The 14,953-nt window shown below is 69.4% G+C and carries 10 protein-coding genes and 1 riboswitch; of the genes, 4 read left to right on the top strand and 6 right to left on the bottom strand.

Features of this window, described 5'->3' with window-relative positions; genetic code table 11:
- Positions 1–64: 64 nt before the first annotated feature.
- Positions 65–3,649, bottom strand: a complete 3,585-nt coding sequence (gene dnaE, locus DL519_RS39085; protein WP_190822354.1) for a DNA polymerase III subunit alpha — start codon at positions 3,647–3,649, stop codon at positions 65–67.
- Positions 3,650–3,866: 217 nt separating this feature from the next.
- On the opposite strand from dnaE, the gene DL519_RS39080 reads away from it, so the two are divergent.
- From DL519_RS39080 to DL519_RS39065, 4 genes are all read left to right on the top strand, one after another.
- Positions 3,867–4,835 (top strand): AsnC family protein, encoded by a 969-nt coding sequence (locus DL519_RS39080; RefSeq protein ID WP_223840042.1) that lies wholly within the window; start codon positions 3,867–3,869, stop codon positions 4,833–4,835.
- A 208-nt stretch (positions 4,836–5,043) separates the two neighbouring features.
- Positions 5,044–6,144 carry an NAD(P) transhydrogenase subunit alpha gene (locus DL519_RS39075; RefSeq protein WP_190822350.1) on the top strand — a complete coding sequence of 367 codons (1,101 nt, stop codon included), beginning with the start codon at positions 5,044–5,046 and terminating at the stop codon, positions 6,142–6,144.
- A 76-nt stretch (positions 6,145–6,220) separates the two neighbouring features.
- Positions 6,221–6,526 (top strand): NAD(P) transhydrogenase subunit alpha, encoded by a 306-nt coding sequence (locus tag DL519_RS39070; RefSeq protein WP_168584787.1) that lies wholly within the window; start codon positions 6,221–6,223, stop codon positions 6,524–6,526.
- On the top strand, positions 6,523–7,905 hold the full coding sequence (locus DL519_RS39065) for an NAD(P)(+) transhydrogenase (Re/Si-specific) subunit beta (RefSeq protein ID WP_190822348.1): 1,383 nt from the start codon (positions 6,523–6,525) through the stop codon (positions 7,903–7,905). Before DL519_RS39070 ends, DL519_RS39065 begins: the two co-directional genes overlap by 4 nt.
- A 125-nt stretch (positions 7,906–8,030) precedes the next feature.
- Here the strand turns inward: DL519_RS39065 and DL519_RS39060 are convergent, their stop codons facing one another.
- The 5 genes from DL519_RS39060 to ileS form a co-directional block, all read right to left on the bottom strand.
- Complete coding sequence (locus tag DL519_RS39060) at positions 8,031–8,330, bottom strand: hypothetical protein (RefSeq protein ID WP_190822346.1); 300 nt, start codon at positions 8,328–8,330, stop codon at positions 8,031–8,033.
- A 43-nt stretch (positions 8,331–8,373) separates the two neighbouring features.
- Complete coding sequence (locus DL519_RS39055) at positions 8,374–9,258, bottom strand: RluA family pseudouridine synthase (protein WP_190824488.1); 885 nt, start codon at positions 9,256–9,258, stop codon at positions 8,374–8,376.
- Positions 9,259–9,299: 41 nt separating this feature from the next.
- Positions 9,300–9,950 (bottom strand): signal peptidase II, encoded by a 651-nt coding sequence (gene lspA / locus DL519_RS39050; protein ID WP_190822344.1) that lies wholly within the window; start codon positions 9,948–9,950, stop codon positions 9,300–9,302.
- A 116-nt stretch (positions 9,951–10,066) separates the two neighbouring features.
- Positions 10,067–11,404 carry an aminotransferase class V-fold PLP-dependent enzyme gene (locus DL519_RS39045; RefSeq protein WP_190822342.1) on the bottom strand — a complete coding sequence of 446 codons (1,338 nt, stop codon included), beginning with the start codon at positions 11,402–11,404 and terminating at the stop codon, positions 10,067–10,069.
- A 39-nt stretch (positions 11,405–11,443) separates the two neighbouring features.
- A riboswitch (SAM riboswitch) is annotated at positions 11,444–11,559 on the bottom strand.
- Between the two features lie 170 nt (positions 11,560–11,729).
- The gene (ileS, locus tag DL519_RS39040) at positions 11,730–14,891 is read right to left on the bottom strand and encodes an isoleucine--tRNA ligase (RefSeq protein WP_190824487.1); all 3,162 of its coding nucleotides are present in this window, start codon (positions 14,889–14,891) and stop codon (positions 11,730–11,732) included.
- Positions 14,892–14,953: the final 62 nt, after the last annotated feature.

Below are 14,953 nucleotides of genomic sequence, written 5' to 3'. Positions count from 1 at the left end.
GTTCGCTTCAACCAGAACCCTCCAAAACAGCCTCTGCCGCAGCCAAACCACTCACGCGCCGGGGTCAGTACACCTCGAAGCAGCCTGCGCCGAGCAGGCCCTTGAGCTCGCCCTGCAGGCCGTTCTCCGTGGACACGAAGTAGTCGCTCGACAACGCGAGCCGGGTCGTGCCGCGCGGGCTCTGCAGCTTGAGCTGCACCGGCGTGGCTCCCGTGTGCGCCTGCAGCGTCCGCTTCAGCTCCGCCACCAGGGACTGGTTGACCCTGCCCACCGGCACCTTGATCACGAACGCCGGGTCGGTGCCCGGGTCGGTCTCCGCCGCCGAGATGTCTACTGGCACCGCATCGGAGGCGAACACGCTGATCGTGCCCTCGCGCTCGTTGATGCGGCCCTTGACCGCCAGCGCGGTGTCCTCCACCAGGCAGTCGGCGAACATCTCGTAAGACTTCGGGAAGAAGAGGACTTCGACGCTGGCGTCGAGGTCTTCGAGTGTGACGATGGCCCAGGGGTGGCCGTTTTTGTTGATGCGGCGTTGGATTCCGGAGATCATGCCAGCGATCTTGAGTTGTTCTTTGCCGTTGCCGAACTCCCGTTCGCCGCCGACGAGGTCGGCGATCCCGGTGTCCTGGTAGGGCGAGAGCAGTCGTTCCGCGCCGTCCAGGGGGTGGGCCGAGACGTAGAGGCCCAGCATTTCCCGCTCGTAGGACAGCAGCTGCTTGCGCGGCCATTCCTCGTGGGTGAAGTTCAGGTGTGCCAGGGGTGAGGCGTCGGCGCTGTCTTCGGAGGTGTCCGCGCCGAAGAGGTCGAACTGTCCCATCGCCTGTTGCCGCTTCAGGCCGATCACGGCATCGACGGCGGCTTCGTGGTGCTGGACCAGGGACATGCGGGTGTGGCCCAGGGAGTCGAAGGCGCCGGCCTTGATCAGTGATTCGATGACCCGCTTGTTGCAGGCCAGGATCTCGGATTTGTCGAGGAAGTCGGTGAAGGAGGTGTAGCGGCCCTTTTCCTTGCGGGTCTTGACGATCGAGGCGACGACGTTGGAGCCGACGTTGCGGATCGCGCTCATGCCGAAGCGGATGTCGGAGCCGACGGCGGCGAAGGTGTCGCGGGAGTCGTTGACGTCCGGGGAGAGGACCTTGATGCCCATCCGGCGGCATTCGGCGAGGTAGACCGCCATCTTGTCCTTGTTGTCGCCGTTGGAGGTCAGCAGCCCGGCCATGTACTCGGCCGGGTAGTTGGCCTTCAGATACGCCGTCCAGTACGCCACCAGCGCATAACCCGCCGCGTGCGACTTGTTGAACGCGTAGCCGGCGAAGGGCAGCACCGTCTCCCAGAGCTTGGTGATGGCCTCGTCGCGGTAGCCGTTGGCCCGCATACCGGCCTGGAAGCCCTCGAATTCCTGGTCCAGGACCGACTTCTTCTTCTTGCCCATCGCGCGGCGCAGGATGTCCGCTCGGCCGAGGCTGTAACCGGCCACCTTCTGCGCGATCGCCATGATCTGTTCCTGGTAGACGATCAGGCCGTAGGTTTCGTCGAGGATGTCGCGCAGATCGTTCTCGAGATCGGGATGGATCGGCTCGATCGCCTTGCGACCGTTCTTGCGGTCGGCGTAGTCGAGGTGCGCGTTGACATCCATCGGCCCCGGCCGGTACAGCGCGTTGGCCGCCACCAGGTCGCCGAACTCGGTGGGCTGCAGGCGTTTGAGCAGCTCCCGCATGCCGCCACCTTCGAACTGGAACACGCCCAGGCTCTCCCCGCGGGCGAGCATCTCGTAGGTGGTCTTGTCGTCCAGCGCCAGGTTGGACAGGTCGATGTCGCGGTCGTGGTTCTCCTTCACCATCGTCAACGAGTCACCGAGGATGGTGAGGTTGGACAGCCCCAGGAAGTCCATCTTCAGCAGGCCGATAGCCTCGCAGGACGGGTAGTCCCAGCCGGTGATGATCGACCCGTCATCCCGCGCCCACAACGGCACCGTGCCCAGCAACGGCTGCGAGGACAGAATCACCGCACACGCGTGCACACCGGCATTGCGGATCAGCCCCTCCAGACCACGCGCGGTGTCGAAGATCTGCGACACCGCCGGATCGGTCTCGATCAGGCTGCGGACCTCGGCGGCCTCGGCGTAACGCTCGTGCTGCGGATCCACGATCCCCGACAACGGGATGTCCTTGGCCGCGATCGGCGGCGGCAACGCCTTGGAGATCTTGTCCGCGATGGCGAACCCCGGCTGGCCGTGATGCACCCGCGCGGAGTCCTTGATCGCCGCCTTCGTCTTGATCTTGCCGAAGGTGATGACCTGCGCGACCTTGTCCCGGCCGTACTTGTTGATCGCATACTGCAGGACCTCGTCACGGCGGCGGTCGTCGAAGTCGAGGTCGATATCCGGCGGCGAGTCACGCTCCGGGTTCAAAAACCGCTCGAAGATCAACCCGTGCTCCAGCGGATCCAGGTTGGTGATGTGCAGGATGTAGGCCAGCAGCGAACCCGCCGCCGAACCACGACCCGGCCCCACGTGAATGCCCTGCGACTTCGCCCACCGGGTGAGGTCGCCCACCACCAGGAAGTACGCGCAATACCCCTTGGTGTCCAGCACGTCCAGCTCGACCTTGATCCGCTCCAGGCACTCCTCGCTCGGCCCGTCCGGATAACGCGTCGGCAGGTACTGCTGGACCTCGGCCTCCAGCAACTCACGCTCACTGCGGCCACTGCCATCGGCCACCCGCGGCATCCGGTCCTGAAACGACCACACGTCCTCGTAGGACTCGACCATCTCCGCGACCAGCAGGGTGCTGTCCGCCGCGCCCGGCACCTCCTGGTCCCAGTACTCCCGCATCTCGGCCGCGGACTTCAGGTAGTAGCCGTCGCCGTCGAACTTGAACCGGCTCTCGTCGCTGAGCGTCTTACCGGACTGCACGCACAGCAACGCCCCATGCGAGTCGGCCTGATCAACGGTGACGTAATGGCTGTCGTTGGTCGCCAGCGGCTTGAGCCCCAGCTCCTGGGAGATCCTCAGCAGACCCTCCCGCACCGACCGCTCGATCCGCAAGCCGTGATCCATCAACTCCAGGAAGAAGTTCTCCGCCCCGAAGATGTCCCGGTAATCCGCCGCCGCCTGCAACGCCTCGTCGAACTGCCGCAACCGCAACCGGGTCTGCACCTCACCCGACGGGCAGCCGGTGGTGGCGACGATGCCCTCGGAGAACTCGCTGATCAGCTCGCGGTCCATCCGCGGCTTGCGGTAATAGCCCTCGAAACTGGCCCGGCTGGACAGGGTGAACAGGTTGCGCAGACCGGTCGCGTTGCGCGCCACCATAGTCATGTGCGTGTACGCACCCGCACCCGAGACGTCACCACCCTCACCGAACTCATCGGTCCCACGCTGCTTCGCCTCACCCCAGAACACCGGCTTCTTGTGAAACCGGCTCGTCGGCGCCAGATACGCCTCAATCCCGATAATCGGCTTAATTCCCGACTTACGGGACTGCTGGTAGAACTCATCCGCCCCGAACATGTTCCCGTGATCGGTCATCCCCACCGCGGGCATGCCCAACCGTTCGGCTTCGGCGAACAACGCCCCTACCTTCGCCGCACCGTCGAGCATCGAGTACTCGGTGTGCACATGCAGGTGAACGAAGGGGTCGACAGGCACGGGGAAGTCCTCCTTCGGCAGGCTCTGGGAGAGTTGCCAGCCTAACTCGCGCCCCCGACGCGATCGGAGAATCCCCCGGCGTTGCGCGGTGTTTCCCGCAAGACGTGGTGAGACCCGCCACTCGACGCCCGTCCCGGCGCGGTGCGGCCGGACGTGCGGGATCAAAACCACGTGCCGTTTACGCATGGGAAGACCCGAGCGGGTAGCGTGGCACGACGTGGCTGGCCCTGATCCCGTGGACGTGCGTCTGCTGAGCGTCGTCGCCGAGATGGGCCGTGCGGCGGTTCCCGAGATCGCCGGTCGGCTCGGCATGGATGTGCGTGACGTCGCCGCACGTCTTGCTGCCCTGTCCACGACGGGCCTGCCGCTGATCGTCGGCGTCGAATGCGATCCGCAGGCCATCCGCAACGCGGTCGCCGCCGCGCAGCACTGGGCGGCGCAGCAGAGCATGGCCAGCGGGCCGTACCAGGTGCCCGCGCCGGGCACCGGCGCCCACCCGGTGCAGCAGTCCGGCCCCTACCCGCAGCCGACCGGCGGCTACCCGATGCCCAGCGGCGCCTACCCGGGACCCGCCTACGGCGGCCCGAGCGGCCCGCAGCCGTTCGCCCCGCAGGGTCCGCCGCCGACGTCCTTCCAGCAGCAGGCGGCCCCGCCGGGGCCGCCGAACCCGATGAACGTCTGGGGCCCGCCGGGATCGGCCGCGTGGGCGCGCGGCGACCAGCAGGGGCTGGGCGTCCAGCCCGGACCGCCGCAGCAGCCGGTGCGCAGCGGCAAGGTGGGCACCAAACTGGACGTCGAGGGCCTGGAAGGCGAGCGGATCACCATCCTCCTCGTGGAGGTCGTGGACCCGGCCGACTTCCTGTTCACCGCCGCGGGCTACGAGCTGCAGGACGGCGAGCGCGCGGTAGTCGTGCACACCGAGCTGACCAATCGCGGGGCGACGCCGTTCGCCTCGCTGCCCGACCTGTACCTGGAGCTGATCACCAAGGACGGCTCCGCGGTGTCGAAGGCGCCGGTGTCGCTGTCGTCCCGTCCCCCGCACCGCATCGGCGTGCAGCCGGGCGAGACCGCGGGCGGGCACACGGTGTACGTGCTGCCGGAGTTCACCGAGCTCACGACGGTGCGCTGGACGCCCCGCCCCGGAGACGAACAACGCACCCTCACCTGGGACATCACCGACCTCTGACGAGCGGTCAAACGCGGCGACTTCGGTCCCGCTCAGCGATGTGCCGCCGATTTCGCGCGAAATCGGCGCCCAGCCGACGGTGGAACGCGGTCCAAGCCAGGCGCTCGGCCCGTAATTCTGGGACGGCCTTGCGTCTGTCCTAGTGATCCGCCGGGGTGAACGGGCGTGTGGTCTTGCGATTTGCGCTGTGGTGTGGAGAGCTGGAGTCATGACCTCTCCGGAGAGCGGTCGCACCAGCGTCGGTGTCCCACGCGAGACGGTGCCCGGCGAACGCCGGGTCGCGCTTGTCCCGGGCGTGGTGGAGCGGCTGTGCGCGCGAGGGCTCGGCGTCGTGGTGGAGGCCTGCGCCGGGCAAGCCGCGCTGATCCCGGACGAAGCGTTCGTCAAGGCGGGCGCGACCATCGGTGATCCGTGGTCCGCCGATGTCGTGGTCAAGGTGAACGCGCCGACCGAAGCGGAGATCGGCCGGCTGTCCCGCGGCTCGGCGCTGATCGGCTTCCTGGCGCCGTTGACCGACCCGGACATCGCCGGACGGCTGCTGGCCGCCGGGGTGCTGGGCTTCGCGCTGGAGTCGGTGCCGCGCATCTCCCGGGCCCAGTCGATGGACGCGCTGTCCTCCCAGGCCAACGTCTCGGGATACCGGGCTGTGCTGCTGGCGGCGAGCGAGTGCACCCGGTTCTTGCCAATGCTGACCACCGCGGCGGGCACCGTGAAGCCCGCGTCGGCGCTGGTGCTCGGCGTGGGGGTGGCCGGGCTGCAGGCGCTGGCGACCGCGAAGCGGCTCGGCGCCCGCACCACCGGCTACGACGTGCGACCGGAGGTCGCCGACCAGGTGCGCTCGGTGGGCGCGAAGTGGCTGGACCTGGGCGTTTCGGCGGTCGGCGAGGGCGGCTACGCCCGGGAGCTGACGGCCGACGAGCGCGCCGAGCAGGCCCACCGCCTCAACGCGGCGATCGCGGGCTTCGACGTCGTGATCACCACCGCCCTGGTGCCGGGCCGGCCCGCCCCGATGCTGGTCCTCGCCGAGGCGGTGCGCCGAATGCGGCCGGGCAGCGTGATCGTCGACCTCGCGGGGGCGGCCGGCGGCAACTGCGAGCTCAGCGAGCCCGGCAGCACCGTGGTCAGCCACGAGATCACCATCGCCGCCCCGCTGAACCTCCCGGCCGCGATGCCGGAGCACGCCAGCGAGCTCTACGCCCGGAACGTCCAGGCGCTACTGGAGCTGACGCTCGTCGACGGGCGCTTCGCCCCGGACTTCACCGACGAGATCCTGGCCGCCACCTGCATCAGCCGACCGGACCCGACATGACCTTCGACGACGAGATGAGGGGCACCCGCCCGAGGGCCCTCAACCGACCACTTCCAGGTGAACGGGAGGAGGAGCGATGTTCCTGGCTGATCTGGCCGTTCTGGTGCTGGCGGGGTTCGTCGGCTTCGCGGTGATCTCTAAGGTGCCGAACACGCTGCACACCCCGCTGATGTCCGGCACCAACGCGATCCACGGCATCGTGCTACTCGGCGGCGTGCTGGTGCTCGGGTCCGGTGTGGACAGTGTTGCGTCGCAGCTGCTGGCGCTGCTGGCCATCGTGTTCGGGACCATCAACGTGGTCGGCGGTTTCCTGGTCACCGACCGGATGCTGGGCATGTTCAAGCGGAAGCCGGACGCGGTGCGCAAGGGTGCCGGCAAATGATCACGCTGCGATCGGTGCTCTACATCCTGGCGTTCGCGCTGTTCATCTACGGCCTGATGGGGCTGACCGGCCCGCGCACCGCGGTGCGGGGCAACGCCATCGCCGCGGCCGGCATGGTGGTCGCCGTCGTCGCCACGCTGCTCACCCCGGGCCTGAGCAACTGGTGGCTGATCGTGTTGGGCCTAGTGATCGGCACGGTCATCGGGGTACCGGCCGCGCGGCGGGTGAAGATGACCGCGATGCCGCAGATGGTCGCGCTGTTCAACGGCGTCGGCGGCGGCGCGGTGGCGCTGACCGCGTGGGTGGAGTTCCGGGAGACCATCGGTTTCCAGGGCGAACCCGCCAACGTGGCGATCGCGACGCTGTTCGCGGCGATCATCGGATCGATCTCGTTCTGGGGCTCGCTAGTCGCCTTCGGCAAGCTGCAGGAGATCGTGCCGGGCCGCCCGATCACCGTCGGCCGCCTGCAGATGCCGCTGAACGTGCTGCTGCTGGCCGGGGCGGTCGGCTGCGCCGTGGCGATCGGGCTGGGCGGCAGCGCCGAACTGCTGCTGGTGGCGGTGCTGGTGCTGGCGGGGCTGGCCGGGATCGCGGTGGTGCTGCCGATCGGCGGGGCCGACATGCCGGTGGTGGTGTCGCTGCTCAACGCGTTCACCGGGCTGTCCGCGGCGGCGGCCGGGCTGGCGTTGAGCAACACCGCGATGATCGTGGCGGGCATGCTGGTGGGCGCGTCCGGTTCGATCCTCACCGACCAGATGGCCAAGGCGATGAACAGGTCGATCCCGTCGATCGTGGCCGGTGGGTTCGGCGGCGGCGAGGCCGCGGCACCGGCGGTCACCGGCGGCGGCACGGTGCGCTCGGTCAGCGCGGCGGACGTGGCGGTCCAGCTCGCCTACGCGGGTCAGGTGATCGTGGTGCCCGGCTACGGCATGGCGGTCGCGCAGGCCCAGCACGCCGTGCAGGACATGGCGAAGTTGTTGGCGGACAAGGGGGTCGTCGTCGACTACGCGATCCACCCGGTCGCGGGCCGGATGCCCGGCCACATGAACGTGCTGCTCGCCGAAGCGGACGTGCCCTACGAGCAGCTGAAGGAGATGGACGAGATCAACGACGAGTTCGCCCGCACCGACGTCGCGCTGGTGATCGGCGCCAACGACGTCACCAACCCGGCGGCCCGAACCGACCCGAACTCGCCGATCTACGGCATGCCGATCCTCAACGTCGACCAGGCGAAGGCGGTCATCGTCCTGAAGCGCTCGATGCGAGCGGGCTTCGCGGGAGTGGACAATCCGCTCTACACCGACCCGAAGACCACGATGCTCTTCGGCGACGCGAAGTCCTCGGTCCGAGAAGTGGTCGAAGAGCTCAAAGCGCTGTAGAACTCGTTTTGCGTGGCGGTGCGGGTGGCGGAACCTCAGACGCCGTCTGGACTCCGGGATCCCCGACTCATGTATGACCACGCGCCACCACATTCAAACAGCCGCTGTAAGGCGGGCCCCGGCCCTCACGCGTCCTTGTCCCGGCGGAAGAAGTTCAGCGGGTTGTTGCGCTTGGGGCGTTCCGGCTTGTTGCGGCTGCGGTACTCAAGCCTCGGCCAGTCCCTCGCGTCGCCCCGCGAACCCTCCGGTTCCGGGGCGCCGTACACCGACGGCGGCGCCGTGCCGATGTCCTCCGCGCTGATGACGTCGCCGAGGCTGGTGAAACCGGTCGGCGGGGTCTGCGCGTCGGCTCCCGGGTCGACCACCGGGATGCCGGTGGGCGGCGTCGGCTCGTCCGACCCCTCGAACGATCTCGACTGTGCCATCAAGCTCCCTTGCTCGTAACAGGCTTCCGACACCGTACCCGGCTCAACCGTCCTGGTCGCGGAGCTCGTCCAGCGCGTGCTGGAGATCGGCGGTGTACTGGCTCTCGAAGGTGGCCCAGCCGCCGGACGGGTGCTCGAACGAGAGGCTGCGCGCGTGCAACCACTGCCTGGTGATGGCGAGCCGCTGGGCCAGCACCGGGTCCGCGCCGTAGGTCAGGTCACCGACGCAGGGGTGCTTGATCGCCGCGAAGTGCACCCGGATCTGGTGCGTGCGCCCGGTTTCGAGCTTCACGTCCACCAGCGATGCCGCGCGGAAAGCCTCCACCGTCTCGTAGTGGGTGATGCTGGGCTTGCCGCCGGTGACGACCGCGAACTTGTAGTCGTGGCGCGGATGCCGGTCGATCGGCGCGTCGATGGTGCCGCGGCTCGGGTCCGGGTGCCCCTGCACCACGGCGTGGTACCGCTTGTCGACGGTGCGTTCCTTGAAGGCGCGCTTGAGCACCGAGTACGCGTGCTCGCTCTTGGCGACGACCATGACACCGGTGGTGCCCGCGTCCAGCCGGTGCACGACGCCCTGCCGCTCGGCGGCCCCGGAAGTCGCGATGCGCACGCCCGCCGCGGCGAGCCCGCCGACCACCGTCGGTCCTTCCCAGCCAGGACTCGGGTGCACCGCGACGCCGATCGGCTTGTCAACCACGACGATGTCGTCGTCCTGGTGCAAGATCCGCAGGCCCTCTACCGGCACCGCGACGACCTGCAGCGGCTGTTGAGCCGGCGGCAGCGTCACCTCCAGCCACGCCCCGGCGGCCAACCGGTCCGACTTGCCGGCCGGGTTGCCGTCGACGAGCACGTCACCGGATTCCGCCAGCGAGGCGACGGCGCTGCGGGACAGGCCCAGCAGCTTCGAGAGGCCCGCGTCCACCCGCATGCCGTCCAGCCCCTCGGGAACCGGCAGCGTTCGGAGGTCGCTCACGACTTCGAAGCCTTCTTCTTGCGGTGCACCGTGCCGTCGTAGTCGCGGCCCAGCAGCGACATCAGCACGACCAGGATGCCGCCGCAGACGATGCACGAGTCGGCGACGTTGAACACCGGCCACACCGAGCCACCCGGGGCGAACACCGACAGGAAGTCCACCACGTGCCCCTGCAGGGGGCCGGGGGCGCGGAAGATCCGGTCGACCAGGTTGCCGCAGGCCCCGCCGAGCACCAGGCCGAGGCCCACCGCCCAACCCGGCGAGCGCAGCTTCGGCGCCAGCCAGATGATCACCCCGACGACGGCGATCGCAAGCAGCGCGAGCAGCCACGTCATGCCGGTGGCCAGCGAGAACGCGGCACCGGGGTTGCGCAGCACGTCGAGATAGAGCAGGCCGCCGAACAGCTCGACCGGCGGGTTGCCCTCCAAGTTCGCCACGACTGCGACCTTGGTGAGGATGTCGACGCCCAGGGCCACCACGGCGACCCCGCCCAACAACCCGAGCAGCTTCCCGGACCCGCGCTTGGGCGACTGCTGCGCCGCCCCGGTCTGCGTCTCGGACGCCTGTTCTGCGGCGGTCGGCTCGGTGCCCGCCTGCTCTGCTGAGGACTCCCTCGGGGAGGACTGCTCGGTGCTCACGACCACCATTGTCCCTGAACCCGCCCGCACCCGGTTCGGCAGGACCACTCCCCGCGAAAACAGGACCCGTGAGTACTTTCGGGTGCTATGACGCCGCAATTCACTCACGGCTCGTCCAGCCCCGGTCAGTCGAGGAAGGCGGGCGCGGGGCGCGGGTCGTCAGCGGGCACCCAGCGGCCGTCGACCTGTTCGTAGCGCCAGGTCGGGCCCTCGGCCACCAGCCGCCGCAGCGCGTTCACAAGGCGGTCGACGTGCTCCGCGGTGCTGCCCAGCCCGACGCTGACGCGGACCGCGCGCTCGGTGTCCGAGCCCGCCCGCGAGAGCAGCCGCCGGGTGGCCACGTGCGCGCAGAACAAGCCGTCGCGGACGCCGATGCCGTGCTCCGCGGAAAGCGCCGCGGCCAGCAGGCCCGGGTCCTGACCGTCGACGGTGAAGCTCACCACGCCGACCCGGTCGTGATCGGCGTCGAACAGGCGGAGCTCGCGCAGCCCCGGCACACCGCGCAGCCCGGCCCGCAGCCGGTGCAGCAGCGCTTCCTCGTGCTCGATGACGTCCGTCCAGTTCGCCGCCAGCGTCGCGCAGGCCTTGGCCAACGCGTGCACGCCGACGGTGTTCGGCGAGCCCGCCTCGTGCCGCTCCGGCCCGGTCGTCCAGCTGACCGACCGCTCCTGCACCGACCGGGTCGCGCCGCCACCCGCCAGGTACGGCTCGGCGGCGTTGAGCCAGTCCGCGCGGCCGATCAGCGCGCCCGCACCGAACGGCGCGTAGAGCTTGTGCCCCGAGATCGCCACGTAGTCGATGTCGAGCTCGCGGATCCGGACCGGCCGGTGCGGCGCGAGCTGCGCGGCGTCGAGAACCGTGCGGGCCCCGCGACGGCGAGCCACCCGCGCCAGCTCAGCGACGGGCCACAGCTCCCCGGTGACGTTGGAGGCACCCGTGATCACCGCGAGCCGCGGTCCCTCCGGGCAGTCGGCCAGCGCGGCATCGAGCGCGGCGATGGCGTCCGCCGGCGTCTCCGGCGCGGGCAGGCGGCGCACCCGCGGGCCGGTCCAGGGCAGCAGCGCGGCGTGGTGCTCGGTGTCGAAGACCACGACGGACGTGCCGCGCGGCAGCGCGCGCCCCAGCAGGTTCAGGGCGTCGGTGGTGTTGCGGGTGAAGATCACCGAGTCGGTGTGGCGGGCGCCGACGAAGTTCCGCAGCTCGTCGCGCGCTCCCTCGTAGACCCGGGTGCACACCTGGGAGGCGAACCCCGCGCCGCGATGCACGCTCGCGTACCAGGGCAGCAGCTCGTTCACCGCCGACTGCACGGACTCCAGGCATGGCGCGCTGGCCGCGTGATCGAGATTCGCGTATCCGATGCGCTGGCCGTTGACCAGCGGGACCTGCAGCGCACCGCCGACCACGGCGGGAATCCGGTAGTCCACATTGGACTGCGCCGGGATTTCGATGACGGCAGACGACATGATGGCCTCCTCGGGGGCCTCATCGGACCCGCCCAGAGGGGTCCGCGCTTGCCGGATCGCCCTGCACGACCGGCCAGGTCTTCACCCGGGGCACCCCACCGCGGTTGGAGGGTTGCCGGCCAGCAAGCCGGGGCTTGATGCTGGCGCTCATGACCTTCGTTCCAGCACTCTAGGAAACCGCCCACACTGCGGGCAACACCATTCCCAAACCGTGGGAGCGGTCTCCGTCACACGGCGCCGGCGCGGCGATCTCGACGCCCACGTGGCGGCCACAACTGCACGCACGGGTGGCACCGCGCTCGCCGGTGCCACCCGGAACAGCAGGTCAGACCCTGGTGACGGCGACCTTGATCTCGGTGCCCTCCCCGACGCTGCCGGTGAAGCCGTCCGCCACATCGCCGGATTCGACGGCGTTCGCCAGGGTTTCGCCCGCGATGAAGTCGCGGTGCGACTCGACGGCCGCCAGAACCTCGGCCGGTGCCGAGATCGCCACCGTGATCCGGTCGGAGACCTGGAAGTCCGCCTCCTTGCGGGCCTGCTGGACGACCCGGACCACGTCGCGGGCCAGGCCTTCGGCCGCCAGCTCCGGGGTCACCTCGGTGTCCAGCACCACCAGCCCCTTGCCGCCGGGCAGCGGCGAGGCCGCGCCGGGGTCGGTGGAGACGAGGCGCTCCTCGAACTCGCCGTCCTGCAACTCGATGCCCGCCGCGACCACGGTGCCCCCGGTGCCCCCGGTGCGCTGCCACTCGCCGGACTTCACCGCCTTGATCACCTTCTGCACGTCGCGGCCCAGCCGCGGACCCGCGGCCCGCGCGTTAACCGCGATCTCGAAGTGACAGTGCGCGGCGACGTCGGTGCTCAGCTCGAGCTCCTTTACGTTGACCTCGTCGCGGATCAGGTCCGCGAACGGCCGCAGCGCCTCCGCGTCCGGGGTGGCGACCACGAGCTTGGCCAGCGGCAAACGCACCCGCAGCTTGTTGGACTTGCGCAGCGCCGACGCGGCCGAGCACACCTGGCGCACCTCGTCCATCGCGGTCACCAGCGCGGCGTCCGCGGGCAACTCGTCGACCAGGGGCCAGTCCGCCAGGTGCACCGAGCGGCCGCCGGTCAGCCCGCGCCAGACCGTCTCGGCGGTCAGCGGCAGCAGCGGCGCCACCACCCGGCAGGTCACCTCCAGCACGGTGTGCAGCGTGTTGATGGCATCCCGGTCACCGGCCCAGAAGCGGTCTCGGGACCGCCGCACGTACCAGTTGGTCAGCACCTCGAGGAAGTCGCGCACCTCCGCGCAGGCCCCGGCGAGGTCGAAGGTGTCCAATGCGGACTGCACGTCGCCGACCAGCTCGTGGGTCTTGGCCAGGACGTAGCGGTCCAGCACGTGCTTGCTATCCACTTCGAACTCGCCCGGGACGCCTTCGGCGTTGGCGTACAGCGCCAGGAAGTACCAGGAGTTCCACAGCGGCAGCACCGCCTGCCGCACCGCGTCCCGGATGCCGCGCTCGGTGACCACCAGGTCGCCGCCGCGCAGGATCGGGCTGGACATCAGGAACCAGCGCATCGCGTCCGAGCCATCGCGGTCGAAGACCTCGTTGACGTCCGGGTAGTTGCGCTTAGATTTCGACATCTTCAGGCCGTCGTGGCCCAGCACGATGCCGTGCGCCAGCACGTTGGCGAAGGCCGGGCGGTCGAACAGCGCGGTCGCCAACACGTGCAGCGTGTAGAACCAGCCGCGGGTCTGGCCGTTGTACTCGACGATGAAGTCGCCCGGGTAGTGGTGCTCGAACCACTCCGAGTTCTCGAACGGGTAGTGCACCTGGGCGAACGGCATCGAGCCGGACTCGAACCAGCAGTCCAGCACCTCCGGCACCCGGCGCATCGTCGACTTCCCGGTCGGGTCGTCCGGGTTCGGCCGGGTCAGCTCGTCGATCTCCGGGCGGTGCAGGTTGGCCGGGCGCACCCCGAAGTCGCGTTCCAGCTCGTCCAGCGAACCGTAGACGTCGGTGCGCGGGTAGGCCGGGTCGTCGGAGACCCACACCGGGATCGGCGAACCCCAGTAACGGTTCCGGGAGATGTTCCAGTCGCGGGCGTTCTCCAGCCACTTGCCGAACTGGCCATCGCGGATGTGCTCCGGCGCCCAGTTGATCTGCTGGTTCAGCTCGACCATCCGGTCCTTGAACTGGCTGACCGACACGAACCACGACGACACCGCCCGCTGGATCAGCGCGTTGTCGCAGCGCCAGCAGTGCGGGTACGGGTGGTCGTAGGTCTCGTGCCGCAGCAGCAGGCCGGTCTCCTTGAGGTCCCGGATGATCTGCTTGTTGGCCTCGAAGACGTGCAGCCCCTCGTACGGCGGGGCCTCGGTGGTGAACTTGCCGTGCGCGTCGACCGGGATCACCGGCTCGATGTTCGCGGCGTCGGTAACGACCTTGTCCTCTTCACCGAAGGCCGGCGCGATGTGCACCAGACCGGTGCCGTCCTCGGTCGTGACGTAGTCGGCCGCCAGCACCTGATGCGCGTTCTCCCGCCCCACGAAGAAGTCGAACGGCGGCGCGTACTTCGTGCCGAGCAGCTCGGTCCCCTTGAACCGGGCCACGACGTGCTCGGCGACATCCTCGCCGAGCTCCCGCGCGTACGCGCCGAGCCGGGCTTCGGCCAGCACGTACCGCTCGGCGCTGTTGGCCGGCGCGACGAGCACGTAGTCGACCTCGGGGTGCACCGCGGCGGCCAGGTTGGAAGGCAGCGTCCACGGCGTCGTCGTCCACACCAGGGCCAGCGCGCCGTCGAATGCCTTGCCCGGGGCGTCCAGCCGCAGGCCAACGGTCACCGCCGGGTCCTGCCGCTGGCGGTAGACGTCGTCCATCCGCGTTTCGGTGTTGGACAGCGGCGTCTCGCAGCGCCAGCAGTACCAGAGCACCCGGAAGCCCTCGTAGACGAGACCCTTGTCCCAAAGGGTCTTGAACGCCCACATGACGCTTTCCATGTAGTCCAGGTCGAGCGTCTTGTAGTCGTTCCCGAAGTCCACCCACCGGGCCTGCCGGGTGACGTAAGCCTCCCAGTCGGAGGTGTAGCGCAGCACCGAGGTCCGGCACGCCTCGTTGAACGCCGCGACGCCCATCGTCTCGATCTCGGACTTCGAGGTGATGCCGAGCTGCTTCTCCGCCTCGACCTCCGCGGGCAGCCCGTGGCAGTCCCAACCGAACCGGCGCTCCACCCGGCGGCCGCGCATCGTCTGGTAGCGCGGCACCACGTCCTTGACGTAGCCGGTGAGCAGGTGCCCGTAATGCGGCAGTCCGTTGGCGAACGGCGGCCCGTCGTAGAAGACGAACTCGTTGGCGCCGTTCGCGCCGGCCTCGCGGGCCTGCACCGAGGCCTGGAAGGTCTTGTCGTCGGCCCAGAAATCCAGCACCTGGCGCTCGATCTCGGGGAACGCGGGCTGGGCAGCCACGCCGCGCTCGCCGGCGTCGCCGAACCGAACCTTGGGATAAGCCATCGCGGATGCGCTCCTCGCGGTGTGTTGTTTCCGCCGCACGGTCACCGAAACCTCGGTGTCCA

The organism is Saccharopolyspora pogona (genome assembly GCF_014697215.1).
Classification (GTDB): Bacteria; Actinomycetota; Actinomycetes; order Mycobacteriales; family Pseudonocardiaceae; genus Saccharopolyspora; species Saccharopolyspora hattusasensis.
Note: the sequence above shows the minus strand (reverse complement) of the source record. Positions and strands in the feature narration are given on the sequence as shown.